The sequence below is a fragment of the Rhodococcus sp. W8901 genome, from assembly GCF_013348805.1.
Classification (GTDB): Bacteria; Actinomycetota; Actinomycetes; order Mycobacteriales; family Mycobacteriaceae; genus Prescottella.
Map to the genome: position 1 here is coordinate 1,328,516 of NZ_CP054690.1, position 25,887 is coordinate 1,354,402.

Below are 25,887 nucleotides of genomic sequence, written 5' to 3' on the forward strand. Positions count from 1 at the left end.
GTGACACGACGGTTCCCGAGTGCGTCTCGGGAACCGTCGGACCGGCTGTTCGAACTATGTTGCGCAATCCCGACAAATTCCGTGATCTCTGTCGTAAAGTCCACCGCGCAGACACGACGGACCAATGGATTTCGGTCGGGATGAAGGGGACAGCCATTTCAGCGCAACTGTTGTCGGAGAAGCATGCCGAAGTGATTCGGGCGACGTTGCCCGTGGTGGGCGAGAACATCGGCGCCATCACTGGGCTGTTCTACACCAAGCTGTTCGATGCGGCTCCGGCGCTCGAGCGCGACGTGTTCAACAGGAGCAATCAGGCTCGGGGCGAACAGCAGAAGGCGTTGGCCGGTTCCATCGCCAATTTCGCGACGCTTCTGATCTCGGAGACCGACGAGGATCCTCGTACGACGATCGGTCGGATCGCGCACAAGCATGCTTCGCTCGGCGTGAGCGAACCCCAGTACGACGTGGTGCACACTTTCCTGTTCGAGGCCATCGTGGAGGTGCTCGGCGACGCGGTGACTCCCGACGTCGCGGAAGCGTGGGACGCCGTGTACTGGCTCCTGGCCAATGCCCTGATCGACGCCGAGAAGCAGCTCTACAAGGACGCCGACGTCGACCCCGACACCGTCCTGCGAGAGGTTCAGGTCCTGGAGGTCGTCAGGCGTACCGAGGACGTGGTCTCGCTCGTCCTCGATGCCAGTGGGTTCCAGGAGCCCGTTCCCGGTCAGTACCTGTCGATCGGCGTGGAACTGCCCGACGGCGCGCGTCAGATCCGCCAGTACTCCATCGTCGACTTCGGCAACGGCAGGATCGAGGTGGCGGTCAAGCGGGACAAGAGCGATCCGCGGGGCGAGGTGTCCAACTTCGTCCATGACCATGTCGCCGGGGGATCCACGGTGATCGCGTCGCCGCCCTTCGGCGATGTCGCCCTCCCCGAGGGCGCCGGCCGAGTCTTCTTGCTGTCCAAGGGCATCGGCAACGCCCCGTTCGTCGGGATTCTCCACGGTATGGTCGCCCAGGGCCGGAAGAATCCGGTTGTCGTGATCCATGCCGATCCGGACAGCGCATCCCACGCCTTCGCCGACACCACCGCGGACCTGGTCGAGAAGCTGGGTGGGGAACACGTCTTCTGCTACTCGGAGTCCGACGACACATTCGCTCGAGCGATCGAGGACCTCGCCGTCGAGGACACCGACAGCGCTCTCATCTGTGGCTCGGTGGACTTCGTCGCCGCCACCCACAAGCTGCTCGACGTCGCCGGCGTCGCGGACTCCCGGATCCATTACGAGGTCTTCGGGCCGGATTCCTGGCTCCGATCCTGATCACTCCATAGGCGTGAATACGTGGTGGGGCCATTCCCGTATGGCCCCACCCGTATTCTGTTCAGCCCTTTCCAGCAGGGGTGGAAGCTCTTTGTGGCAGAGAACGAAGGACTAGAAGGATGACCCTGACCCGGTCTGGGGTGGGTGCGGAATTAGATCATCGAGAATCCCTTCGCTACGAACCGTTCACGAAAACTCGCGAGGTCGCGTCGCTGATGCGGGACGCAGAAATGTGGGGTTCGACGACGTCCGACCTCGATTCGTACCTGGAATCCCTGGAGCTCCAGTACTACCTGAAGGGGGTTCTGGGTGTCTTCCAGGAATCCGACGCCCTGTACCGCCCCCATGTCGCCTCTCCCGACGTTTCCGGGCCGGTCACCCGTCTGATCATCGCCCTCCAGGACAAGTTCGGTCCTCGATTCCACGATGGGGTTTCCGACTCGTCCGTGGAGGTCGCCTTTCATCAGGGGGTCGGCGATGGATTGTCCGCCGTTTTTCATTGGTCTCGAAAGGTCGTGACTATCTGATGTCCGAAGCCGTTGTTGCGCCGAATTCGTCGCTCCTTTCGCCTGCATCCCTGCCCGTCATCGAGGCGACGCTGCCCGTGGTGGGCGCGAATCTGGGCCGGATCAGCAGTGTCTTCTACAAGAACCTGTTCGACAGTCTCCCTGCGCTGGAGAAGGACCTCTTCAACCAGACGAACCAGGAGAGCGGGGAGCAGCAGAAGGCACTGGCCGGCGCGATCGCGGCCTTCGCCACCCTGCTGGTCACCGAGGATGCGCCGCCGGTCGACCACGTCATGTCGCGAATCGCCGCCAAGCACGCCTCGCTGGGCATCGCCCCGGTGCACTACGACATGGTTCACCGCGCGCTGTTCAAGGCCATCGTCGAGGTGCTCGGGGACGCGGTGACCGCGGAGGTCGCCGCGGCGTGGGACGAGGTCTACTGGCTCATGGCCAACTCGCTCATCAGGCAGGAAGCCGCGGTCTACGAGAGGGCCGGGGTGCCCACCGCGCAGATCTGGTCCGCGCTCACCGTCGTCGGTCGCCGCGAGGTCGCCCCGGGCGTGTGGACGTTCACCCTCGCCGGAGACGAGAACTCCCCGATGCATCAGTTCGAGGCCGGCCAGTACATCTCCGTGTCGGTGATCTACGAGGACGGCAGTCGCCAGATCCGTCAGTACACCGCGATGAAGGGCCAGGATCCGGGAACCTGGGAGTTCACCGTCGGTGCGGTGCCGGGCGGCCGCGTGTCGAACAAGTTGATCGCCGAGATCGGCGTCGGGTACCCCCTCGTGGTGTCGATCCCGTCGGGGACGTCGTATCCGATTCCGGCGGACGGTCCGATCGTGCTCGGTTCGTCCGGTGTGGGTTCCGCGCTGACGGTCGCCGTCCTCCAGAAGATGGTCGAGGATGGGGACACCCGCCCGGTGCACGTCTTCCATGTCGACTCCGGCGAGGCGTCCTTCGGCCACCGTGGCCAGGTTCGGGAACTGCTGTCTGCGTACGCGGGCAGGACGTCGATCGAGACCTTCTACGCCGGTGCCCTCGAGGAAGGCATCGCGCAGCTGCGCAAACACGACTGGGATCGCAACGCCGACGTGTACCTGTGCGGATCGCCCCAGTTCATGCGGCAGGTTCGCAAGATCGCGGTGGTCAAGGGGGTCCGTCCGGAGCGCATCCACTACGAGGTGTTCGCCCCGGATTCGTGGCTCGGCTTCGACTGACGGGGAGCCGGTCGACGGTGTCGCTCACATCACGTGCATGATGCATATCGCGTGTGGTCCGTAGTGGGAGTGAGGCAGAGTGACCGATTCGACCGAGCAGCAGAAGCTCCTCTACGTCTTCGACGGGTTGACCGACGACGAGATCGCCCGCGAGGCGGATCTCTACGGCCCGTTGACCGACAGCGTCCGTGAACTGATCGAACTGACCCTCGCCACCGAGGTCGAGGCCGCGGACATCGCCCGGGCCCGCGAGCACATCGAGGCGGCGAAGGAGTTGCTGGGCAAGCGCACCCGGCCCACCCCGTTCGGCGTGCGGTGGGGTGCGTCGGGGACGAAGCGGACGTGGGGCAACGCCGCGGTCGGATTGCGCAACGCCGTCGCGCCGCCGCTGACCGTGAACCGCGACCCCGACGGCCGCGTGTGGGCGGACTTCCACCTCGGGATGCCGTACGAGGGTCCGGCCGGCCTGACCCACGGAGGTGTGTCGGCCCTCGTGCTCGACCAGGTTCTCGGTGAGGCTGCGGAGGCCGGCGGCGCCCCGGGTATGACCGCGACCCTGACCCTGCGCTACCTCCGGCCGACCCCGCTGGGCAAGCTCCACGCGGAGGCGCGCATCGACCGGGTCGAGGGGGTCAAGACCTTCGTCACCGGCCACCTGGCGGGTCCCGACGGCGTGTGCATCGAGGCCGAGGGCATCTTCATCCTGCCGCGCTGGGCGCGTGGCGGCGACGGATCGGGACCGGTGCCGGTGCCGGTGCCGGGACCGGCCTGAGCGGCCGGTGACGGCACCCGCTGTGGAAAACACCGCGACCAGGGTGTGAAACTGGTTGCGCGGCGCAGTGGCCGTGGACGAACCCGAGGAGGATGTCGGTATGGGATTCATGGATTCGGTCAAGGGACTGGTCGACAAGGGGCAGGAGCTGGCTGCCGAGCACTCCGACAAGGTGCAGGACGTGATCGACAAGGCGGCCGACATCGCCGACGAGAAGACCGGCGGCAAGTACAGCGACAAGATCGACAAGGCCGCCGAGGCGGCCAAGAAGGTTGTGCCCCCGAAGGAATGACGGTGTGAGCCGGCCTGCCGGCGCAGGGCGGCGCGGCAGCGAGTGACGGGGGCCCGGTCGGCGGCACAATCGTCGTGTGAACGGAACCCTCGTACTGCTCGTCATCATCGTGTCGATCGCGGTGACGAGCCTGGCCAAGCGGCGGGACCTGCAGGTTCCCCTCATTCTCGTGGCCGTCGGCTCGGCGGCGTCGTTCATCCCGGGCATGCCCCGGCTGGAGCCGTCGTATCGCCGACCGACGCCGTCAGCGCGGTCACCGTGGGACGCAGGCTCGGGCTGCCGAAACGCCTGCTCGCCATCCTCACCGGTGAGGGCCTGCTCAACGACGCGACCGCGCTGACCCTGTTCACCGTGGGTGTCGCGGCCGTCGCGGGGACCCGCGTGGTCGTGGAGCAACCGGTGCTGTTCTTCCTCTACGAGGTGGTCGGCGGTGTCGTCATCGGCCTCGTGACGGCCACCGTCGTGCGCTTCGTGCGCGCGCGGATGTACGACTCACCGCTCGAAACCGTTCTGGGACTGGTCCTGCCGTTCGCGGCCTACCTTGCCGCCGAGGAGATCCACACCTCCGGGGTGCTCGCCGTCGTGGTCGCCGGATTCGTCATGGGCCACCACGCGACCAACGTGTCGATCCCGACCCGGCTGCAGGAACGCTCGCTGTGGGCGACGCTCGACATGCTGCTCGAGATGTTCGTCTTCGCCTACATGGGCCTGCAACTCGAGTTCGTCATCGACGACGTCGCCGACGAGGGACTGCCCGTCCACCACGTCTTCGCGTACGGGTTCGCGGTGCTGGTCGTCGTGATCCTGGTCCGCCCTATGTGGGTGTTCCTGAACTGGGGCGGGATACGGATGCGGTTCGATCCACGACACGGCACCACCGCACAGACCGGAATGAACTGGCGTCAGAAACTCGTCGTGTCGTGGGCGGGCATGCGCGGTGTCGTCACCCTCGCGGCCGCCGGCGGTGTCCCGGTGCTGACAGCGTCGGGGGAGCCGTTCCCGGGGCGCGGCGTCATCCAGGCGATCGCGTTCGTCGTCGCGGTGGGCACCCTGCTGATCCAGGGGTCGACGATCCCGTTCATGATCCGGCGCCTCGACGTCGCCGACCCCGCCGAACTCGAACGCGGGCGGCAGCAGACACTGCTCGCGCGCACGATCGCCGCCGACGCGGCCGACCGTGCGCTCGCCGAGGTCGCCGCGAGGCCGCCGGCCGGTGCGGATCCCGACCAGTTCGAGAAGGCGCTCAATCGCGTCCGGGTCTCGGTCCGCGCCCAGGCCCAGGTCGAGGAGGCCGAAGAGGACGACACCGGCACCGCGTCCAAGATCGAGCGCGCCGGCGCAATGTTCGACGCGGTCCGGCGACGGGCGCTGCAGGCGCAGCGCAGCGCGCTGATCACGGCCCGCGACGACGGTGTCCTCGACGACGAGGTGCTGCGCGCGGAACTCGAATCGAGGGACATCGAGGAAGCCGCCGCGGAGCAGAGAGTGCGCCGCAGGCGTGGATGACGGGCACAATCGAGCCGTGACCCGAACCCGGATGGCGCTCACCGCGCTCGCGTGCGCGGTGCTGGTGGCGGGCTGCTCGGCGACCGCCGACTCCCCGGAACGCGTGACCCCGTCGGCGGCCCCGACGACCTCCGCGATCGCGCTGCCCGATCCCGCCGACCGCGGCAACGTGACCCGTGACGAACCTTTCGCCGGGACCGGGCTGTCCGGCCACCGCATCCTCTACCGGTCCACCTCCGGCATCGACGACCGCGGCACCGAGGTGTCGGGGACAGTGTTCGCGCCGCCCGGGCAGGCGCCGCCCGGTGGTTGGCCGATTGTGACGGTGGGGCATCCGACGACGGGCCTGCTCGACGAGTGTGCGCCGTCCGGGCATCCGAACCTGCTGGGTTCCGACGGGCTGGTCCGGGATCTGCTCGCGCGCGGATTCGTCGTCGCCGTCACCGACTACGAGGGCCTCGGCACCGACGGCCCGCACCCTTACCTCGAGCCGGTCACGGCCGCACGCAACCTGATCGACGCGGTCCGTGCCGCGCGGAACCTCGTGCCCGACACCTCGACCCGATGGACTGCGATCGGGGTCTCGCAGGGCGGTCAGGCGTCGTGGGCCGCCGCGGAACAGGCGGCGCGGTACGGCGACGGACTCGAGTTCCTCGGCGCCGCGAGCCTGTCCCCGCCCGCGGACCTCACGCCGATCGTCTCCGACGGCCCGGTCACCCTCGACGTGCCGCAACAGTTCTTCCTGCCGATGCTGCTCGACGGTCTGTCGGTGTCCCACCCCGACCTGGACGCGAGCGCCTACATCCGGGGCACCCTCGCCGACAACCGCGACGTCATCAGGTCCTGCACCGGGGAGTTGGCGTCACGGAAACTGTCCGTGGCGCTCAATCTGACACCCGCCGACACGCTGCCGCGCAGCACCAGCGACGTCGCGCGGATGCGTCAGTGGCTGGCACACGACGCCCTGCCCCAGCAGCCGGCCGCGGCACCACTGCTGGTGGTGGTCGCGGGCCGGGACAACCTGATCCGGCCCGACTGGACCGTCGCCGCGGTCGGGCGCGCATGCGGGCAGGGGGATGCGATCGAACTGCGGTACCGCGCCGACGACGTGCACGCCGATTCCAAGGCTCTGCCCGGTGCCATCGACTGGGTCGCGGACCGCTTCGCCGGCGCACCGGTCGTGAACACGTGCGCCGGGCAGGCGGCGCCGTGACCGCCATCGTGTGGACGGTGACCGTCGTCGCGCTCGCCGTTGCCCTCACGATCGTCGCGATGCGGACCAGACGCGTGCTCACCACACCGGCCGAACGCGCGGTCCACGACACCCTGCACACGGCGTCGCTGGCCGCACGACCGCTGCGGCGCGGTCTCGACGAGACGTCCGCGCGGGAGGCGGCGCCGCACCTGCGGCTGCTCACCGGAGCGCAGTCGCTCGCCATCGCCGGCCCGGACGGCCATCTGCTGGCGTGGAACGGCCCGCACGACGGGCTGGCGGGGCAGTTCGTGGCCGCCGCCGCCCGCGCGATCGACGGCGAACGCCGGGTCCTCGTCGACCGCACCGACCTCGACCGGAACGGCGACGACCACGACGTGCGGGCACTGATCGCGCAGCCGCTGTCGGTCGAGGGCACCGGCGTCGTCGGGGTGCTGGGGGTCGTGACCACCACCGAACCCGGGCCGGCGATGCTCGGGGCGCTCACCGAAGTCGCGCGGTATGCGTGCAGCCAGATCGAACTGGCCGAACTGGACGCGTCCCGCGCGCGCATCGACCGCGCCGAGGTCCGCGCGCTGCGCGCCCAGATCAGCCCGCACTTCATCTACAACGCGCTCGGGACCATCGCATCGTTCGTTCGCACCGACCCCGACCGTGCGCGGGAGCTGGTGCTCGAGTTCGCCGACTTCACGCGCTACTCGTTCCGGTCGGCGGGCGAGTACACCGTTCTGGCCGACGAGCTGCGCAACGTCGACCGGTATCTCACCCTCGAGCGCGCGCGGTTCGGCGACAACCTGCAGGTGCGACTGCAGGTGGCGCCGGAAGTGCTCAGCGTCGTGCTCCCGTTCCTCGCGCTGCAACCGCTCGTAGAGAACGCGGTGCGGCACGGGCTGTCGGGTAAACGGGGTGGGGGAACGGTCACGATCGTCGCCTCCGACGAGGGCACCGACTGCGTGATCAGCGTCGAGGACGACGGGGTCGGCATGGACCCCGAGTTGCTGCGCTCGGGGGAACTCGACGCCGTCGAGGCCCGTCCCGGCGGGCCCAGTGTGTCCGAGGCCGCCCACGTGGGCCTCGCCAACGTCGACGACCGGCTGCGGGCGGCGTTCGGCAACGACTACGGGCTGGTGGTGGAGACCGCGCCCGGGGCGGGCACCAAGGTCAGCATGCGGGTGCCGAAGTTCCGGCCCGGCATCCGGGCCTGATCACGAACGAGTCGATCGGCCCGCCATGGTCCGACTCGCCGCGGCGACATGGCACGATGGATTCGTTGTGAAAGAGACCTCTGACGGGCCCTCGGATGGCCTCCTGACCGTGCTGGCAGTCGACGACGAGCGCCCCGCCCTCGACGAGCTGGCGTACTTGCTGCGCGCCCGTGAGGACATCGGCGAGGTCCTCACCGCCGGGGATGCGACCACCGCGTTGCGGATCCTGCGTGACGGCGCCGTCGACGCGGCGTTCCTGGACATCAACATGCCGGGCCTCGACGGACTCGAGCTGGCCGGCATCCTGACGCAGTTCGCGAATCCGCCGTCGGTGGTGTTCGTGACCGCGCACGAGGACCGGGCGGTGGCGGCCTTCGATCTCGGTGCCGTCGACTACCTCCTCAAGCCGCTGCGCGAGGAGCGTCTCGCGGAAGCGGTGCGCCGGATCGTCGAGCGCCGCCGCCGCAGCGCCCGCGGCGAGGCCGACGACACGTCGGCGGCCGACGAGGTGATCCCGGTGGAACTGGGCGGGGTCACGACGCTGGTGCCGCGCTCGACCGTCAAGTGGGTGGAGGCCGACGGTGACTACGCCCGCCTGCACACCGCGACCGGATCGCACCTCGTCCGGATCCCGATCTCGTCGCTCGAGAGCCGCTGGACCGACGCCGGATTCCTGCGGGTGCACCGCTCGTATCTGGTGTCGCTGTCCGAGGTGACGGGTATCCGGAGTGTCGGCTCGGGCCTCGTGGTGTGTCTGCGTCCGCAGGGCGGCGCTCCCGCCGTCGAACTCCCCGTCAGTCGCCGGCACACGCGCGAACTGAAGGACAAGCTGATTCGCGGCCCGCGGCAGAACTGGATGTCGAGGTGACATCGCCGGGCGCCGTCCCACCCGCACGCGAGCGGGTGGTGCTCGCGCAGCGGCGCGGGGCCCGGATCGTGCGCACGCGCGTCGAGGTGCAGGAGCAGACCGAGGTCGGCGACGCGATGATCCGCGGGCTGGTCCGGGCCCAGCTCAGCCTGGCGCTGCGGGTCGCGGTCGCGGTCGGATTGGCGTTCGGCGCCGTCCCGGTGCTACTGCTCCTGTTTCCCCGCGTCGCCGATGTCGCGGTGTTCGGCATCCGTCTGCCGTGGTTCCTCGCCGCCGCGCCCCTCCCGATCCTGCTGGCGGCGGGCTGGTTCTACATCCGTGCCGCCGAGCGCAACGAGCAGGACTTCACCGACCTGGTCGACGACTGAGCCGCGGCGCCGATGACCGGACAGCCCATTCCGCTCCTGACGGTGCTGGCGCTCGTCGCCGCGGCGGTGGCCACCGTCGGCATCGGTATCTACGGGGTTCGCCTGGCGCGCACCACATCCGACTTCCTCGTCGCGTCCCGCAGCGTCGGTCCGGGATGGAATGCGGCCGCAATATCGGGTGAATATCTTTCGGCGGCATCGTTTCTCGGAGTCGCAGGCCTGATCGCGAAGTACGGCGCGGACGCGCTGTGGTATCCGATCGGCTTCACCGCCGGCTATCTGGGGCTGCTGCTGTTCGTCGCGGCCCCGCTGCGCCGGTCCGGTGCGTACACGGTGCCCGACTTCGCGGAGTTCCGGCTCGGCTCGGTGCGGGTCCGCCGGATCGCGATGGTGGTGGTCGCCCTGGTGTGCGGGCTGTACATGGTGCCGCAGTTGCAGGGGGCCGGGCTGACGCTGAACATCCTGCTGGGCGTGCCCGGTTGGGTGGGCGTCGTCGTGGTCGGGGTGATCGTGATCGCCAACGTCGTGGGTGGCGGCATGCGCTCCATCACGTTCGTGCAGGGATTCCAGTACTGGCTCAAGCTCACGGCCGTCGCGGTCCCGGCGCTGGTGCTCTCGGTGCATTACTTCGCCGACGCGCGGCCGGTGGGCGCGCCCGCACCACCGACCGTCGCCGCGCAGACGTCGGTGGACATCACCACCGATGTGGTGGTGCAGGTGGCGACCCCGACCGACGTCACGGTGCACGGACAACTCGACGGCCGAGAGGTGGCGGGCGACGTCCAACTCGGCACCGGCCGGCACGAATTCGGCACGGGGACGACGCTGGTGCTGCCCGCCGGATCGCCGGTGCCCGTCGTCGCGGGCGCTCCCGCCGACGGCGCCGGGTGGGCCGATCCGGGCGGCGGTTTCGGTGGTCCGCACCCGCTGTTCCAGGTGTACTCGCTGATCCTCGCGACCTTCCTCGGCGCGATGGGCCTGCCGCACGTGCTGGTCCGCTTCTACACCAACCCGGACGGGCGGGCGGCGCGGCTGACGTCGCTCGTGGTGATCGCGCTCGTGGGTGTGTTCTACCTGTTCCCGGTGCTGTTGGGGGTGTTCGCCCGGCTGTACGTGCCGCAACTGCTCATCACCGGGACGTCCGACGCCGCGGTGCTGCTGCTGCCGGTGTCGGTGTTCTCTGGATGGGGTGGCCAGTTGCTCGCGGCGCTCGTCGCGGCCGGCGCGATCGCGGCGTTCCTGTCGACGTCGTCGGGACTGCTGGTGAGCATCGCCGGCGTGCTGAGCACCGACCTGTTGCGCGGCCGGATCCGTGACTTCCGGGTGGCCGCCGTCCTGGCCGGTGCGGTGCCGCTCGTGCTGGCGTTGGGCGCGACGTCGCTGGACCTGTCGCGTTCGGTGGGCCTGGTCTTCGCGGTCGCGGCGTCCACGCTGTGCCCACTGCTGATCCTCGGCATCTGGTGGCGCGGGCTGACGGCCGCCGGGGCCGCGGCGGGACTGATGGTCGGTCTCGTGGTGGGCGGGGGAGCGGCGATGCTCGCGGTGCTCGGGGTGCCGTCGGACGACGTGTGGCACGGGTGGCCGTCCGTGCTGATCGGGTATCCGGCGGCGGTGAGCGTCCCGCTGTCGTTCGCGGCAATGGTGTTCGTGAGTGTCGCGACCCGACGGCAGGCGTCGGCCGATATCGGCCGGATCTTCACCCGCATGCACGCGCCCGAGCGGCTGGGGATGGGCCGCGACCGCGAGGACGACCTTCGTTCGTTGTGACGCCGGTTCCGGTGGATGGGTCCCGCGATTGACGTGCATCGTCGGTATCGGCGAGCGTGGCCGAGTCTGCGTGCGCTCGGGTGTGCACGCCCGGAAGAAGGAGACCCTGTGTCGGACTGGTACTGCCTCGGATCGGCCGACGACTATCGCGACGGCAAGCCGCACGCCGTGCGGGCATTCGACACCGACCTCGTGGCCTTCTCCGACCGCGCCGGCGTCATCCACCTCCTCGATTCGCGCTGCCCGCACATGGGCGCCGATCTGAGCCGAGGCCGGGTCGTCGGCGACAACATCGACTGCCCGGCCCATCTCTGGCGCTGGAACGGCAAGGGGAAGTGCGTCGGCGGCTCGCCCAAGCTCCTCCCGATCCGCGCGTGGACGACGGAGGAGCGGGAGGGCCTGCTGTACGTGCAGAAGTCCGACGCTGCGCCGACCGGTCGGCCGGTCAGGGCTTCCAACGCCTGGTGGTGAGCGCCGCGGTGACGACACCGAGCGCGGTGCTGATCGCGATGCCGATGGCAATGTGGCGCGCGGCGCCCCGCCGTTCGTCGCGCCCGGGCGACCGTTCGGCGCACACGCCGACAGCTCGGCGTGTGACTGGCGCCACATGCTTCTCCTGTGACCTGGCTCTCACTAGCGTCGCTTCGCACACCCCGCACGAACTAGGAGCGCGCAGTGACCACAACAGATCTCAGCTCGGGAGCGCCGCCGCAACGGCCTGCCCCCGATGCGCAGGCCTTCGTCGAGATGCAGGCGAGCCCCGAGTTCCAGGATCTGCGACGCCGCCTGCGGCGCTTCGTCTTCCCGATGACCGCGTTCTTCCTCACGTGGTACTTCGTGTACGTCCTGCTCGCGACGTACGCGTCGGACTTCATGGCCACCAAGGTCTTCGGCAACGTCAACCTCGGCATCGTGCTCGGCCTCGGCCAGTTCGTGACGACGTTCGTCATCACCGCCCTGTACGTGAAGTTCGCGAACCGGGAACTCGATCCGCGCTCGGCAGCGATCCGCGAGGAACTGGAAGGACCGGCACAGTGATCACCACCCTCGTCCAGGCGGCGCCTGCGGCACCGGCCGCCGATGTCGGCAACCCGCTGTTCAACATCGCGATCTTCGTGACGTTCGTCGTCGGCACCATGACGCTGGTGATCCGGGCCAGTCGGACCACGAAGAAGGCGTCGGACTTCTATACCGGCGGCGGCCAGTTCTCCGGCCCGCAGAACGGATTCGCGATCGCCGGCGACTACCTGTCGGCGGCGTCGTTCCTCGGTATCGCCGGCGCGATCGCCGTGTACGGCTACGACGGCTTCCTGTACTCCATCGGCTTCCTCGTCGCATGGCTGGTCGCGCTGCTCCTGGTGGCCGAACTGCTGCGCAACACAGGACGTTTCACGATGGCCGACGTGCTCAGTTTCCGGCTGAAGCAGCGACCGGTGCGGATGGCGGCGGCGCTGTCGACGCTCGTCGTCTCGCTGTTCTACCTGCTCGCCCAGATGGCCGGCGCGGGCGGACTGGTCGCACTCCTGTTGAACATCAAGGACTTCGCGGGCCAGGCGGTCGTGGTCGCGGTGGTCGGTGTCCTGATGATCGTGTACGTGCTGATCGGCGGCATGAAGGGCACGACGTACGTGCAGATGGTCAAGGCCGTCCTGCTCATCGCCGGCGCCGGAATCATGTTCGTGCTGGTGCTGTTCGCGGTGAAGGGCAACTTCTCGCAGTTGCTCGCCGACGCGCAGAACATGGTCAACGGCTCGGCCAACGAGGCCGTCGCCGGCCGGGACGTGCTCGCGCCCGGTGCCAAGTACGGCATCAGCGACATGTCGCGGCTGGACTTCCTGTCGCTGGGCATCGCGCTGGTCCTCGGCACCGCGGGTCTGCCGCACGTGTTGATGCGCTTCTACACGGTGCCGACCGCGAAGGAGGCCCGGCGCTCGGTGACGTGGGCGATCGGCTTGATCGGCGCGTTCTACCTGTTCACGCTCGTCCTCGGGTACGGCGCCGCGAAGATGGTCGGCCCGGACAAGATCCTCGCCGCCCCGGGCAAGGAGAACTCGGCGGCGCCGCTGCTCGCCTTCGAACTCGGCGGCACGATCTTCCTCGGCATCATCTCCGCGGTCGCGTTCGCGACGATCCTCGCCGTCGTCGCCGGACTGGCGATCACCGCGTCCGCATCGTTCGCGCACGACATCTACGCCAGCGTCATCAAGCGCGGCAAGGCGTCGGAGGAGGAGCAGGTCCGGGTCTCGCGGATCACCGTGGTGGTCATCGGCGTCGTCGCGATCGTCCTCGGCATCCTCGCGATGGGGCAGAACATCGCGTTCCTCGTCGCCCTGGCCTTCGCGGTCGCCGCTTCCGCGAATCTGCCGACGCTGCTGTACTCGCTGTTCTGGAAGAAGTTCAACACCACCGGCGCGCTGTTCAGCATCTACGGTGGACTCATCAGCTGCCTGCTGCTCATCGTGTTCTCCCCGGCGGTCTCGGGTGCCAAGTCGTCGATGTTCCCGGACGCCGACTTCGCATGGTTCCCGCTGGCCAACCCCGGCATCGTGTCGATCCCGCTCGCGTTCGTCCTCGGCATCGTCGGCACCTACGTCGGCCGCAACAAGCTCGAGGACCCGTTCAAGCAGGCCGAGATGGAGGTCCGCTCGCTCACCGGCGTCGGCGTCGAGAAGGCCGTCTCGCACTAGTTCCACCCCGCTGTGCCTCGTGTCGCGCTCGCGGCACGAGGCACAGCTGTCGTGTACGTCACCTTTCTGATTGGTTACGATCCGTCAATGGCGAAGCTGAAGGTGTCGATCGACGTCCCCATGAGTCCCGAGGACGCGTGGACCAAGGCGTCTGATCTCGACGGATTCGAGCAGTGGCTCAGCATCCACGAGGGATGGCGCAGCGAACTGCCCGCCGAGCTGAGCGCCGGCACCACGATCAGTTCGGTCGTCACGGTCAAGGGACTGCGCAATCGGGTGAAGTGGACGTTGAAGCAGTACAACCCGCCACGCAGCCTGGTCCTGAAGGGGGACGGCAAGGGCGGCGTCAAGCTGGGGCTGGTCCTGAGTGTCGATCAGGCGGCCGCGGGTGCCAAGGTCGCCCTCGACATCGATCTCGGCGGTGCGCCACTGTTCGGCCCCATCGGCTCCGGCGTGGCGAAGGCGCTGCGCGGCGACATCGAAAGCTCCCTGCAGAAGTTCGTCACCCTGTACGCCTGATTCGGCGGTACCCGTCCGTTCACCCCGCCCACCAGCGCTCCCTGTGCTTTCCCTGGAGGTCTCGAAGCCATGGCCGGTCGTCACAGCGCGTCGCGCACGAAATCGAAATCGAAATCGAAATCGACATCGCCCGTCGTCAAGTACGGCGCGGTCGGTCTCGCCGCGCTGGTCGTCGTGGGCGCCGGCGGCTACTTCGTATTCGACCGACTGGGCGGCGGCGGATGCGACTCGACCACCGAGTACGTGGTGGCGGCCGACCCGTCGATCGCCCCCGTGCTCACCGCCGTCACCACCGAGGCGTCCGCGGAGGACCTCGGTTGCCGCAGCTTTCGAATCGAAGCGGCGTCCGGCATGGATCCGCTCGGGGCGCCCGGACAGCAGGGCGGACCGGATCTGTGGATTCCGGATTCGACGCAGTGGGTCGCCAAGGCCAGCAGCGGAACGGGAACCCTGTTCGACGTCGCGGCCACATCCGTCGCGGCCACTCCGGTGGTCATCGCGGCGCGCGAGTCGGAAATGCCGTTCTTCGCGACGTGGACGAGCGCGCTGCAACTGCCCGGGCTGCGGATCGGTGATCCGCTGACGAGCAGCGTCTCGGTCGCGCCCATCGTCGGGGCGCTCTCGGAGGCGGCCGCCGGTACCGTCGCCGCCGACGCCGTGCCCGGCGCACTCGTCCCGATCGCACAGGCGCAGGCCGCCAACATGCACCAGACCGACGCCTCCGCGCGGTTCGCGGCCGTCACCGCAGACGGCGGCATCGCGATCGCTACCGAACAGCAGGTGGCGGCGCACAACCAGGACGACGCGCCGACGAAGCTGGCGGTGACGGTCCCGAACACGGGTGCGGTGTTCCTCGACTACCCGGTGGTGGCGACGGCATCGGGCACCGAGCACGCCGACGCGCGAGCGGCCGGAGTCGCGCTGGCCGAGGTGATGGGGACAGAATCGGGACGGGTCGCCTTGTCGCAGAGCGGGTTCCGTGGACCCGATCGGGCTCCGCTCGACGCCGGTCGCGGCGTCGGGGAGGCCACCGTACTGACCGTCTCCGATCCCGCCGCCACGGCCCAGGTGCTCCGGCGCTACGCCGTGCTGGCGCTGCCGTCGCGCGCACTGGTGGTCGAGGACGTCTCGGGTTCGATGGCCGAGACGGCCGGCCCCGACACCCGGATCGCATTGACGGTGCAGGCCAGTGAGACCGGCGCCATGCTGTTCCCGGACAACGCGCAGCTGGGTCTGTGGGCGTTCTCGATCGGGCTCGGCGGAAACGGGAAGGACTACAAGGAACTGGCGCCGATCCGGCGGATGGACGAGATGGTCGACGGGGTGAGTCACCGGCAGCGGATGACCGACGCCGTCCGGATGCTGCCGTCTCTGGTCAAGGGCGGGACCGGGCTCTACGACACCACACTCGCGGCGTTCCGGAACGTCAAGGAGGGGTACGACCCGAGCGCGATCAACAGCGTCATCCTCCTCACCGACGGCGCCAACGAGGATCCGTCGAGCATCTCGCTCGACGAATTGCTGGCGACGTTGAAGCGGGAGCAGGATCCTGCGCGTCCGGTCATCATCGTCACGATCGGCATCACCGACGACGCCGATGCGGCGGTCCTGCAGAAGATCTCGGCAGCGACCGGCGGAACCAGCCACATCGCGCGTACCCCGGCCGAGATCCCCGGGGTCTTCGTCGACGCGATGCGCAGTCGCGCCACGAGCTGAACGCGCGCAGGGTGGGCGGCGAGGGATCGCCGCCCACCCTGACGTCACGCGAGTGGCGCGTCCGTCGCGGCGCGAACCTGCTCCTCGTCGACCCCCGGAGCGCATTCCACGAGAACCAGCCCGGACTCGGTCACGTCGATCACCGCGAGGTCGGTGATGATCCGGTTCACCACCGCACGCCCAGTCAGCGGCAACGTGCACCGTTCGACGATCTTCGACGAGCCTTCCTTGTCCGTGTGCTCCATGAGCACAATGACCCGGCGCGCGCCGTGCACGAGATCCATCGCGCCGCCCATGCCCTTGACCATCTTCCCGGGCACCATCCAGTTCGCCAGGTCGCCGGTGGCGGAGACCTGCATCCCGCCCAGCACGGCGGTGTCGATGTGACCGCCGCGGATCATGCCGAAGCTGGTAGCGGAGTCGAAGAACGACGCACCGTCGTTGACGGTGACGGTCTCCTTGCCGGCGTTGATCAGGTCCGCGTCGACGGCGTCCTCGGTGGGGTAGGGGCCGGTGCCCAGGACGCCGTTCTCGCTGTGCAGGGTGACCTCGACGCCGTCGGGCAGGTGGTTCGGGATCAGGGTCGGCAGACCGATGCCGAGATTGACGTATTCACCGGTGGTCAGTTCCTGCGCGGCACGCGCGGCCATCAGCTCGCGGGTCCACCCGACGGTCTCCACGACTGCGGTCATCGTGCGTCCTCCTTCACGGCCGAGACGGTCCGCTTCTCGATCTTCTTGTCCTGCTGTCCGATATGCACGATGCGGTCGACGTAGATGCCCGGCAGATGTACCTGCTCGGGGTCGAGCTCGCCGGCCTCGACAATGACCTCCACCTGCGCGATACACACCCGGCCCGCCATCGCAGCCAGCGGGTTGAAGTTCATCGCGGCCTTGTTGAAGACGAGGTTGCCTTCCGTGTCCGCGACCATGGCGTGCACCAATGAGAAGTCGGCGACGATGGACTCCTCCAGCACGAACTGCTTGCTGCCGAAGGCGCCACCGAACTCGCGAACCTCCTTCGGGGGAGAGGCGATCGCGACGGAACCGTCGGCGGCGTACCGCCACGGCAGCCCACCCTCGGAGATCGGCGTGCCTACCCCGGACGGTGTGAAGAAGGCCGGGATTCCGGCGCCGCCGGCACGGAGCTTCTCCGCGAGGGTGCCCTGCGGGGTCAGCTCCACCTCGAGTTCACCGGACAGGTACTGCCGTGCGAACTCCTTGTTCTCCCCGACATAGGACGCTGTGACGCGCCGAATCCTTCTGTCTTCGAGGAGTATCCCGAGTCCGTGCCCGTCGGTTCCACAGTTGTTCGAGAACACCTCGAAGTCCGTTGCCGTGTGTGCCGCGAGGGCGGCGATCAGCACGTCCGGGATTCCGCACAGTCCGAACCCACCGACGGCTAGGGACGCCCCGGACGGGATGTCGGCGACAGCGTCGGCCGCCGATGCGTAGATCTTGGTCATGAGTACCTTTCCGTCTCCGACTGTCTCGGTGGTCGCTGGGTCAGGCGGACGCAGTGCTCTGCGATGCGAGCTTGCGCATTCCTGCCGGGTAGAGGCGCTTGCCGACGAGCAGCGCGACGATGGCAGCGATGTAGAAGAGCGGGGCCAGGCTGAGGGACTCGAGAAGTCCCAGTCGATCGGCGAGGATGCCGATGACGAAGGGGCCCAACGCCAATCCGAGAACATTGTTGGCGATGGTGAGTGTACCGAGTGCCGACGAGCGGACAGATTCGTGGGTGAGGCTGGCGACCATGGCCGCAGTCGGGCCCGAGCAGCCGGCCGAGAAGAAGGCGCCGATGCCGAGCAGGATCAGCTGGGGTGCGCCGGTGCCCAACCGGAAGGCGACACCGAGCGCCACGAGTGAGATGACGCAGAACGCGACTGCGGTCATCCACTTGCGTGCCGGGTTGTTACGGCTCACCCGGTCGGTGATCATGCCGCACACGACCATTCCCGTGCCGACCAACAGGACGAACAGTGCGGCGACCCCGGCCGCCTTGTCGAGCGCCATACCGTAGTACCGGTTGAAGAAGCTGGGCGTCCACGACAGCAGGACGGCCGCGGTGAACATCTGGAATCCGCCGGCGAGGTAAGCACACCACACGGCAGGGTTCGTGAACAGCGTGGACACGGGGACCCGGATCACCGGGGCGGACGGCGCGGAGCCGTCGGACGGGGCGACGGGTTCGTCGTGCACGGCGTACTTTGCGAGCCGGGACTCGGTGACCACGGCCCGGAACAGTGCGACGAGGATGAGTCCCAGCACAGCCATCGCGGTGAACGACCAGCGCCACCCGACGTTGACGGCGATTACACCACCGAGCGAGACGCCGACCACAGAACCGAAGGATCCGCCGGCCATGAAGGCGCCGCTCAACGACGAGTGCAGACGCGGGGAGAACACGCTCAGGACGACCGCGATACCGACGCTGCCGTATGCGGCCTCGCCCACCCCGACGAAGAACCGCGCCGCCAGCATCTGCTCGAAGTTGGACGCGATCGCGCAGCACAGGGTTGCGATGCTCCACATCACGGCCATCAGCACCAGGCTTCTGACTCGTCCCCACCGGTCGGCGAGCAGCGACAGCGGGAAGGTCAGGAGCCCGACCATCAGAGCAACCACGCTCGTGAGCGAGGCGAGCTGGGAATCGGACAGCGACCAATCGGCCTTCAGCATCGGGAAGACAGCGCTGAGGACCTGTCGGGACATGTAGTCCGACAGCAGCAACGCGAAGGCGAGGCCGGCCACGATCCACGGGTACATCCGGCTGCGGCGATTGCTACGTCCGGAGTCGACGGTCTCGGTGTGCGGTGCGTTGGTGCTTTCGACCGGCTGGTCGGTCAGAGTGGGAGGCAGTCCCATGGGTGCTCCTAAAGCGACAGGAGTGGTGGAGGCGGGTGTGCGCGACGACGGACGGTTACGTCGGCGGGGGCACGGGAGCGGCGGTATCGGCTGCGGACTCGAAAGCCGCCAGCTGCTGCATACGGTCGATCGCCGGAGGGGGTGTCGGCTCGGGGTTCGTGGTCATGGCGGCACTCGTTTCACGGCGGTCGAAATGGATGTGATGCGAGATACGGCTCGCTTGAAAGGTGGCGCAGATCACGTTATCCGGACTTGGCGGTTCGTGGTTATCCCTCGGGGACGCAGTTCTTTGCATTTCGGGACAGATGTCGGATTTGTCGCGCGCTGTCAGCCGTTTGCCGGCGCTTCCGCCGGCGTGAGGGACTGTCTGCGCCATTCGCGTGGGCTGACGCCGAATTGCTGATGGAACCATCGCGAGAAGCTACTCGGCGTCGAAAACGAGAGCATCTCCGAGATCTCGGTGAACGAGTACCGCTGACCGCTGACCATGCGATTCGCGAGTTCGGTTCGCGTGGCATCGAGCACGGACGAGAACGTCTGCCCCGACTTCGCGAGGTGGCGGTGGACCGTCCGGCGGTCGACGCCGAGGCTGCGCGCAACCTGGTCGATGGAACACCGGCCGGTCGGTAGGAGAAGTTCGACGAGTTCGCGCACACGGTTGGCGATCGTGGGTTCCTCGGGCGTCGTCAGAGTGTCGAGGAACTGTTGCGCGTACGAGCGAAGGTGCGGGTCGGACATCCGGTTGGGTTCGTTCAGATCGGCTGTGTAGGTGATGATTCCGCTGAAGTCGTTGTCGAATGTCAGTGGTGCGCCGAACATCTGTCGGTGCGTCGAATCGTCGATCGGCCGGGTGTGGTCGAAGCAGACCGACACGGGGCGCCAGCGCTCGCCGAGCATGTTGCGGAGCAGTTGGTGGGTGACCGCCACTGCCAGTTCGACTGCCTGTCGGACGATCATCGGTTCACCGGGTTCGATCCGGATCCTGATCGCGGTGAGCCCGTCCTTCTCCGACATGCGGATGTGAAGCGATTCGTTGTACATGTGCTGGTAGCGGATCAGCATGCGAAGTGCGCTGCGTGCGTCGGGTTCCTCCCGGATGCTCACGCTGAGGGGGCCGAGTGTGGAGAACCGGCGGCGCTCGGCGAGTTTGAGGGCGAAATCCTGGCGCCCGGTCGCCGCTGACGACAATTCCAGGAGGCGAGCGACGGACGATGCCGGAATCCACCGATCCTGGAGGTCGAGGCTGGCCGAATCCAGGCCGACGGCCCGCAGGAGTTGGACCGGATCGATGCCCAATGTCCGGCTGACCTCGATGTATCCGGTCAACGCGGCATATCGCGCGAGGGGTCTGGCCACGCTTGTCACCTCGTCTCGACTGTGCCCGACTGCCCCGCAAGGGTAAGTGTGCGGCGGGTCACGTGTCACGGACGGTGTGGTCTGAATCCCGGTTGTCCCGAAATGACAAGAAATATGTCCCTGAGAGGTAAGTGTGATGCCCTCCGAGTCGATACTGTCGTGTCAGCTGAATCACATCGGAACCGAGTTCCGGTTCCAGCGCCGAGTCGAACCGGGACGGCATGGATCGTCCCCGGGGAGGCGGGGTACATGTTCGAAAAGGTTGCGGTCCAGAAGATCCGGCAGCCGTGTGTGCGAGTTCGTCCACTCGGACGAACTCGCGAACAAGGAGATAGCAATGGCAAAGGCGATTCGCTTCTACGAAACCGGTGGTCCGGAAGTCCTGAAGTGGGAGACGGTGGAGGTCGGCGATCCCGGCCCCGGCGAGGTGCGTATCCGGCACGAGGCCGTGGGCCTGAACTTCGCGGACACCTACTTTCGGACCGGCCTCTACCCGGCCGCACTCCCGGCCGGTATGGGTGTCGAGGCCGCCGGCGTCGTCGAGGCCGTGGGCGAGGGCGTCTCCGGCTTCCAGGAGGGTGACCGGGTCACCTACACCGGCAGCCCGCTGGGTGCGTACAGCACCGAACGCGTGATGCCGGCCGAGCATCTGATCGCACTGCCGGACGGAATCGAGTTCGAGACCGCCGCGGCGATGACGATGCGCGGGCTCACGACGTCGTACCTGCTGCGCCGGATCTACCCGTTGAAGGCCGGTGACACGGTCCTGTTGCACGCCGCAGCGGGAGGCGTGGGACTGATCTTCTGCCAGTGGGCGAAGCTGCTGGGCATCAATGTGATCGGGACGGTGTCGACCGACGAGAAGGCGGCTGTCGCCAAGGCGCACGGCTGCAGCGAGGTGATCGTCTACAAGCGTGAGAACGTGGCCGAGCGGGTGCGTGAGCTCACCGACGGCGCGGGTGTACCGGTCGTCTACGACAGCATCGGTGAATCGACCTACGAGTCCTCGCTCGACTCGCTGGCACGCCGCGGTCTGCTCGTCGCGTTCGGCACCGCATCGGGACCGATCCCGCCCATCAACGCCATGCAGTTGGCGGTCAAGGGATCGTTGTTCGTCACCCGCCCGGCACTGGCCGACTACATTGCGGATCCGGCGGAGCGCGCCGAGTTGGCGAACGAGTTGTTCGGCCATGTCGCCGCCGGCCGTATCTCCATTGAGATCAACCAGCACTATGCGCTCGAAGAGGCCGAGGCGGCCCATCGAGACCTCGAGTCCGGCAAGAGCATCGGTTCTTCGGTGTTCTCGTTCTGACCTGAAAAACCCATTCAGCCAACGTCGTTCGGCGTGCCGACGTAGCACGTGACGGCGCTACGACCTACCACTTCCAGCTTGTACAGGAGAGTGCCATGACCACTGTCGAACTTGCGCCAGGAGCCCGGACGACCGTCTCGCCCATGGACGCCCGCCCGCTGACCTGCAGCATCGGTGCGGAACTCCACGGTGTCGACCTTGCCGATGTGTCCCGTGACGCCGACCTCTTCGCCGAACTGCGGTCGCTGCTGCTGAAGCACAAGGTGCTCTTCTTCCGGGATCAGGACATGAGCCGGGCCGAGCACGTCGCGTTGGCGGAGCGTTTCGGCTCGCTCGAGGACCATCCGGTGGTCGGCAGCGACCCCGATCATCCCGGTCTCGTGCAGATCTACAAGGACCTCGACAGCCCGCCGGAGGCGTTCGAGAACTCCTTCCACTGTGACGCGACGTGGCGTGTGAATCCTCCGATGGGGTGCGTCCTCCGCTGTGTCGAGGGCCCTGCCGTCGGTGGAGACACGATCTGGGTGAACATGGCTCTGGCCTACGAGCGGCTGCCCGAGCGAGTCAAGGAGCGGATCGAGGGGCTGCGCGCGCGGCACAGCATCGAGGCGTCGTTCGGCGCGCGACTGCCGATGGAGAGGCGCCTCGAGCTCAAGGAACGCTTCCCGGACGCCGAGCATCCGGTGGTCCGTACCCACCCGGAGACGGGGGAGAAGATCCTCTTCGTCAACAGCTTCACCACGCACCTGACGAACTACCACACCGCCGACAACGTCCGGTGTGGCATCGACTACGCCCCGGGCGCCGGTGAGCTGCTGCGGTACCTGCAGAGCCAGGCGACGATCCCGGAGTACCAGGTGCGCTGGCGGTGGACGAAGAACAGCGTCGCGATCTGGGACAACCGATCGACCCAGCACTACGCGGTCCAGGACTACTGGCCCGCCGTTCGAAAGATGGAACGCGCCGGGATCATCGGCGACCGCACTTTCTGATATCCGCTTTCCCTACCTCACATCTGTCCAGAAACGGAGTTACACAATGCATTTCCACGATGACGCACTGTTCCCGGAGAACCAGGAGAAGCTGGTTATCACTGTCGCGCCGTACGGCCCGGAGTGGGCGGTGGAGGACTTCCCCGAAGACCTGCCGTTGACGATGGACGAGCATGTCCAGCAGGCGGTGGACTGCTACGAGGCCGGCGCGACGGTGCTGCACATCCATGTCCGTGAGGAGGACGGTAAGGGCTCCAAGCGGCTGTCGAAGTTCAACGAGCTCCTCGGTCGCCTGCGTGAGGCGGTGCCGGACATGATCCTGCAGGTCGGTGGTTCGATCTCGTTCGCGCCGGAAGGTGAAGGCGCGGATGCGAAGTGGCTCTCGGATGATGTCCGGCACATGCTCGCCGAGTTGGATCCGAAGCCGGACCAGGTCACGATCGCGATCAACACCAGCCAGATGAACATCATGGAGTTGATGACGCCGGGTGACATCAAGGGCACCTCTCTGGAGAACGCCGAGCTCGCCTCGACCTACCGTGAGATGACGGTTCCCGCCGGCCCCGAGTGGGTCGAGGAGCACCTGCGTCGTCTGCAGGCGGCGGGGATCCAGCCGCATTTCCAGCTTTCGTCGATTCCGCAGCTCGAGACGGTGGAGCGGTTGATCCGTCGGGGCGTGTACACCGGTCCGTTGAACCTGACCTGGGTGGCGATCGGTGGTGGCTTCGACGGCCCGAACCCGTACAACATGATGCAGTTCATCAATCGGGTTCCGGACGGCGCGTGCCTGACGCTGGAGACGCTGATGCGCAGCGTGTTGCCGGTGAACACGATGGCGATCGCGATGGGTCTGCACCCGCGCTGCGGTAACGAGGACAACCTGTGGGCGCCGAGCGGCGAGGTCAAGATCACCTCGGCCGAGCAGGTCCGTCAGCTGGTGCGGGTTGCCAAGGAGCTCGGCCGTGAGGTTGCCACGGGCAAGGAGGCTCGCGACATCTACAAGATCGGCACCACCTACGCGAACGCCGACGAGACCCTCGCCGAGCTCGGTTACGCCCCGAACCGTCGCCCCGGCCAGGTCGGCTTCACCCAGCACTCCTGACCCGCTGTCTCACGTCTGCGACAGCACCTCTCGATGGAGCGGGGACGCCCACAGGCGTCCCCGCTCCGTCTGCCCGCCTCGAGATCTTTTGGAGGAAATGCCTTGAGCAGCTCCGTTTCCCCGACCGTCGTGATCGTTCCCGGACTGCGTGACCACGTCGAGGACCACTGGCAGACCCTGTTGGCCGCCGGCCTGGACAAGGTCCGTACCGTCCCGCCGCTCGAGCACGACAAGCTCAGCCTCGACGCCCGTGTGGCCGCGCTCGACGCCGTCCTGGCCGACATCGACGGCCCCGTCGTGCTCGTCGCGCACAGCGCCGGCGTGATGATCACCGTGCACTGGGCCGCCCGGCACGACCGCCCGGTGGCGGGCGCGATCCTGGCCACCCCGTCGGACCTCTCCACCCCGCTGCCGGCCGGATACCCGGCGCTGGCGGACCTCGAGGCGAACGGCTGGAACCCGGTGCCGCGCAGCCCGCTGCCGTTCCCGAGCATCGTCGCCGCCAGCACCAACGACCCGCTGGCCGATTTCGCCGTCGTCGTCGACCTCGCACACGCGTGGGGCGGCCGTCTCGTCGACCTCGGCGAGGTCGGACACCTCAACCCCGCCTCGGGCTACGGCGAATGGCCCCGCGCGACCGAGCTTCTCGACGAACTGTTCACCACGATCGGCGTCCAGACCGCGCCGAGCCACTGACCTTCACGACCGCTGCCCGAGAGAGACGCCCCGATGCTCAATCTGTCCATGTTCCTGGAAGACTCGGCCCGCAAGTACCCGAGCCGCGACGCGCTGGTGCTGGGGGACGACCGGTTCACCTACGCGGAGACCGACGGTCTCGCGAACCAGGTCGCCAATCTCCTCGTCGCGTCGGGCATCGTTCCCGGTGACCGCGTCGCCATCTCCTGCCCCAACCTGCCGTGGTTCCCGATCGTCTACTACGGGATCCTCAAGGCGGGCGCCGTGGTCGTGCCGCTCAACGTCCTGCTGAAGGGACGGGAGATCGCCTACCACCTGCAGGACTGCGGGGCGGTCGCCTACTTCTGCTTCGAGGGCGGACCGGATCTGCCGATCGGCGAGTACGGACGGGACGGCTTCGACGAGGCGCCCTCGTGTCGAACGATGTTCGTGATCGGCGGCGACGGCAGCGTCGCAGCCGGCAGCGATGTGGGAATCACCGCGCTCTCGACGGTGCTGCCCGACCAGCCGTCGACGTTCGAGTCGGTGGCGCGGGAAGCCACGGACACTGCGGTCATCCTCTACACGAGCGGGACGACCGGCCGGCCGAAGGGCGCCGAGCTGACCCAGTCGAACATGGTCATGAACGCCATCGCCTCGAACCGGTTGTTCGACAGCAGCCCGAGCCTGCACGACACCCACCTGCTGACGCTTCCTCTGTTCCATTCGTTCGGGCAGACGATCAACATGAACGCCGGTTTCTCGGTGGGCGCGACGCTCGTGCTGCTCCCGCGTTTCGAGGCGAGCGCGGCGCTGGACATCATGGAGCGCGAGTCGATCACGATGTTCGCGGGCGTGCCGACGATGTACTGGGGCCTGCTCGGAGCCGTCGACGACTCGGTCGACGTGGGCCGGATCGCCGCCAACCTCCGCAAGGCGATATCCGGGGGCGCGGCGCTGCCGGTGGAGATCCTCGAGCGCTTCGCGAGGCGATTCGGGGTCCAGATCCTCGAGGGATACGGGCTGTCCGAGACCTCACCGGTCGCCCTGTTCAGCGATCCGGAGCAGGCACCGCGAGCGGGATCGATCGGGATCCCGATCTGGGGCGTCGACGTGCGCCTCGTCGATCGTGACTGGAACACCGTCGACGAAATCGGCGCCGTCGGCGAACTCGCGATCCGCGGACACAACGTGATGAAGGGCTACTACGGTCGGCCGGAGGCCACCGACGAGGTGATGCGCGACGGTTGGTTCCGCACGGGCGATCTGGCCCGCCGCGACGACGACGGTTTCTACTACATCGTGGACCGAGCCAAGGACATGATCGTGCGCGGTGGGTTCAACGTCTATCCGCGGGAGATCGAGGAAGTCCTCATGACACACGAGGCGGTCTCGTTGGCGGCCGTGATCGGAGTGCCGCACGAGAGCCACGGCGAGGAGGTCCGCGCCTACGTCATCCCGCACGAGGGCTCCGGGATCTCGGCCGACGAGTTGATCGCCTGGTCGAAGGACCGGATGGCGAGCTACAAGTACCCGCGCGAGGTGCGGATCGTGGATCAGCTCCCGATGACCGGCACGGGGAAGATCCTCAAGCGCGAACTGGTGTGAGCAACCGCAACCGT

The 25,887-nt window shown here is 67.8% G+C and carries 25 protein-coding genes and 1 pseudogene; 21 read left to right on the top strand and 5 right to left on the bottom strand.

The genetic code is table 11. The features are described from left to right. The first annotated feature begins 191 nt into the window (after positions 1 to 191). The 12 genes and pseudogenes from HUN07_RS06305 (at position 192) to HUN07_RS06355 (ending at position 11,510) form a co-directional block, all read left to right on the top strand. The gene (locus HUN07_RS06305; protein ID WP_254622819.1) at positions 192 to 1,322 is read left to right on the top strand and encodes a globin domain-containing protein; all 1,131 of its coding nucleotides are present in this window, start codon (positions 192 to 194) and stop codon (positions 1,320 to 1,322) included. A 119-nt stretch (positions 1,323 to 1,441) separates the two neighbouring features. Beyond that, on the top strand, positions 1,442 to 1,849 hold the full coding sequence (locus HUN07_RS06310) for a hypothetical protein (protein WP_174908583.1): 408 nt from the start codon (positions 1,442 to 1,444) through the stop codon (positions 1,847 to 1,849). Continuing rightward, complete coding sequence (locus tag HUN07_RS06315; RefSeq protein WP_174908585.1) at positions 1,849 to 3,048, top strand: globin domain-containing protein; 1,200 nt, start codon at positions 1,849 to 1,851, stop codon at positions 3,046 to 3,048. Before HUN07_RS06310 ends, HUN07_RS06315 begins: the two co-directional genes overlap by 1 nt. A 79-nt stretch (positions 3,049 to 3,127) precedes the next feature. Then, the gene (locus HUN07_RS06320) at positions 3,128 to 3,820 is read left to right on the top strand and encodes a PaaI family thioesterase (RefSeq protein ID WP_174908587.1); all 693 of its coding nucleotides are present in this window, start codon (positions 3,128 to 3,130) and stop codon (positions 3,818 to 3,820) included. Positions 3,821 to 3,920: 100 nt separating this feature from the next. Continuing rightward, positions 3,921 to 4,112 carry an antitoxin gene (locus HUN07_RS06325; protein ID WP_031938790.1) on the top strand — a complete coding sequence of 64 codons (192 nt, stop codon included), beginning with the start codon at positions 3,921 to 3,923 and terminating at the stop codon, positions 4,110 to 4,112. A 76-nt stretch (positions 4,113 to 4,188) separates the two neighbouring features. Beyond that, positions 4,189 to 5,618: pseudogene (locus HUN07_RS06330) on the top strand (cation:proton antiporter). A 31-nt stretch (positions 5,619 to 5,649) separates the two neighbouring features. After that, positions 5,650 to 6,831: a lipase family protein gene (locus tag HUN07_RS26860; RefSeq protein WP_114722985.1), complete on the top strand. Its 1,182-nt coding sequence runs from the start codon at positions 5,650 to 5,652 to the stop codon at positions 6,829 to 6,831. Beyond that, entirely contained in the window at positions 6,807 to 8,036 is a 1,230-nt protein-coding gene (locus HUN07_RS06335) for a sensor histidine kinase (RefSeq protein WP_254622820.1), read from the top strand. The genes HUN07_RS26860 and HUN07_RS06335 overlap by 25 nt, the downstream gene beginning before the upstream one ends. Before the next feature lie 109 nt (positions 8,037 to 8,145). Next, entirely contained in the window at positions 8,146 to 8,904 is a 759-nt protein-coding gene (locus HUN07_RS06340) for a LytR/AlgR family response regulator transcription factor (protein WP_254622821.1), read from the top strand. Then, entirely contained in the window at positions 8,901 to 9,272 is a 372-nt protein-coding gene (locus HUN07_RS06345; RefSeq protein ID WP_114722987.1) for a hypothetical protein, read from the top strand. The genes HUN07_RS06340 and HUN07_RS06345 overlap by 4 nt, the downstream gene beginning before the upstream one ends. 12 nt (positions 9,273 to 9,284) lie before the next feature. After that, entirely contained in the window at positions 9,285 to 11,039 is a 1,755-nt protein-coding gene (locus tag HUN07_RS06350; RefSeq protein WP_174908593.1) for a sodium/solute symporter, read from the top strand. A gap of 108 nt (positions 11,040 to 11,147) precedes the next feature. Then, on the top strand, positions 11,148 to 11,510 hold the full coding sequence (locus HUN07_RS06355) for a Rieske 2Fe-2S domain-containing protein (RefSeq protein ID WP_114722989.1): 363 nt from the start codon (positions 11,148 to 11,150) through the stop codon (positions 11,508 to 11,510). On the opposite strand, the gene HUN07_RS06360 is transcribed toward HUN07_RS06355, so the two are convergent. Beyond that, complete coding sequence (locus HUN07_RS06360; RefSeq protein ID WP_174908595.1) at positions 11,485 to 11,646, bottom strand: hypothetical protein; 162 nt, start codon at positions 11,644 to 11,646, stop codon at positions 11,485 to 11,487. The genes HUN07_RS06355 and HUN07_RS06360 overlap by 26 nt on opposite strands. A 68-nt stretch (positions 11,647 to 11,714) precedes the next feature. On the opposite strand from HUN07_RS06360, the gene HUN07_RS06365 reads away from it, so the two are divergent. From HUN07_RS06365 to HUN07_RS06380, 4 genes are all read left to right on the top strand, one after another. Next, positions 11,715 to 12,077: a DUF485 domain-containing protein gene (locus tag HUN07_RS06365; protein WP_174908597.1), complete on the top strand. Its 363-nt coding sequence runs from the start codon at positions 11,715 to 11,717 to the stop codon at positions 12,075 to 12,077. Beyond that, positions 12,074 to 13,726, top strand: coding sequence for a solute symporter family protein (locus tag HUN07_RS06370; protein WP_174908599.1), 1,653 nt, complete (start codon positions 12,074 to 12,076; stop codon positions 13,724 to 13,726). The genes HUN07_RS06365 and HUN07_RS06370 overlap by 4 nt, the downstream gene beginning before the upstream one ends. 87 nt (positions 13,727 to 13,813) lie before the next feature. After that, a complete protein-coding gene (locus HUN07_RS06375; protein WP_114722992.1) occupies positions 13,814 to 14,245 on the top strand; it encodes a type II toxin-antitoxin system Rv0910 family toxin in 432 nt (143 codons plus the stop codon). A gap of 69 nt (positions 14,246 to 14,314) precedes the next feature. Further along, entirely contained in the window at positions 14,315 to 15,961 is a 1,647-nt protein-coding gene (locus tag HUN07_RS06380; RefSeq protein WP_174908601.1) for a VWA domain-containing protein, read from the top strand. A 44-nt stretch (positions 15,962 to 16,005) separates the two neighbouring features. Here HUN07_RS06380 and HUN07_RS06385 read toward each other — a convergent pair whose 3' ends face one another. The 4 genes from HUN07_RS06385 to HUN07_RS06400 form a co-directional block, all read right to left on the bottom strand. Then, positions 16,006 to 16,653 carry a CoA transferase subunit B gene (locus tag HUN07_RS06385; RefSeq protein ID WP_114722994.1) on the bottom strand — a complete coding sequence of 216 codons (648 nt, stop codon included), beginning with the start codon at positions 16,651 to 16,653 and terminating at the stop codon, positions 16,006 to 16,008. After that, positions 16,650 to 17,426: a CoA transferase subunit A gene (locus tag HUN07_RS06390; RefSeq protein WP_174908603.1), complete on the bottom strand. Its 777-nt coding sequence runs from the start codon at positions 17,424 to 17,426 to the stop codon at positions 16,650 to 16,652. Before HUN07_RS06390 ends, HUN07_RS06385 begins: the two co-directional genes overlap by 4 nt. A gap of 40 nt (positions 17,427 to 17,466) precedes the next feature. Beyond that, positions 17,467 to 18,828 (bottom strand): MFS transporter, encoded by a 1,362-nt coding sequence (locus HUN07_RS06395; RefSeq protein WP_174908605.1) that lies wholly within the window; start codon positions 18,826 to 18,828, stop codon positions 17,467 to 17,469. Between the two features lie 327 nt (positions 18,829 to 19,155). Beyond that, entirely contained in the window at positions 19,156 to 20,184 is a 1,029-nt protein-coding gene (locus tag HUN07_RS06400; protein ID WP_114722997.1) for an AraC family transcriptional regulator, read from the bottom strand. 337 nt (positions 20,185 to 20,521) lie between these two features. Here HUN07_RS06400 and HUN07_RS06405 point away from each other — a divergent pair, with 337 nt between their 5' ends. The 5 genes from HUN07_RS06405 (at position 20,522) to HUN07_RS06425 (ending at position 25,873) form a co-directional block, all read left to right on the top strand. After that, the gene (locus tag HUN07_RS06405) at positions 20,522 to 21,496 is read left to right on the top strand and encodes a quinone oxidoreductase family protein (protein WP_174908607.1); all 975 of its coding nucleotides are present in this window, start codon (positions 20,522 to 20,524) and stop codon (positions 21,494 to 21,496) included. 95 nt (positions 21,497 to 21,591) lie between these two features. Next, positions 21,592 to 22,488, top strand: a complete 897-nt coding sequence (locus tag HUN07_RS06410) for a TauD/TfdA dioxygenase family protein (protein WP_114722998.1) — start codon at positions 21,592 to 21,594, stop codon at positions 22,486 to 22,488. Between the two features lie 46 nt (positions 22,489 to 22,534). Further along, positions 22,535 to 23,590 carry a 3-keto-5-aminohexanoate cleavage protein gene (locus HUN07_RS06415; protein ID WP_174908608.1) on the top strand — a complete coding sequence of 352 codons (1,056 nt, stop codon included), beginning with the start codon at positions 22,535 to 22,537 and terminating at the stop codon, positions 23,588 to 23,590. 102 nt (positions 23,591 to 23,692) lie between these two features. Next, positions 23,693 to 24,286, top strand: a complete 594-nt coding sequence (locus HUN07_RS06420) for an RBBP9/YdeN family alpha/beta hydrolase (protein WP_114718099.1) — start codon at positions 23,693 to 23,695, stop codon at positions 24,284 to 24,286. Between the two features lie 33 nt (positions 24,287 to 24,319). After that, positions 24,320 to 25,873 (top strand): long-chain-fatty-acid--CoA ligase, encoded by a 1,554-nt coding sequence (locus HUN07_RS06425; protein WP_114718100.1) that lies wholly within the window; start codon positions 24,320 to 24,322, stop codon positions 25,871 to 25,873. Positions 25,874 to 25,887: the final 14 nt, after the last annotated feature.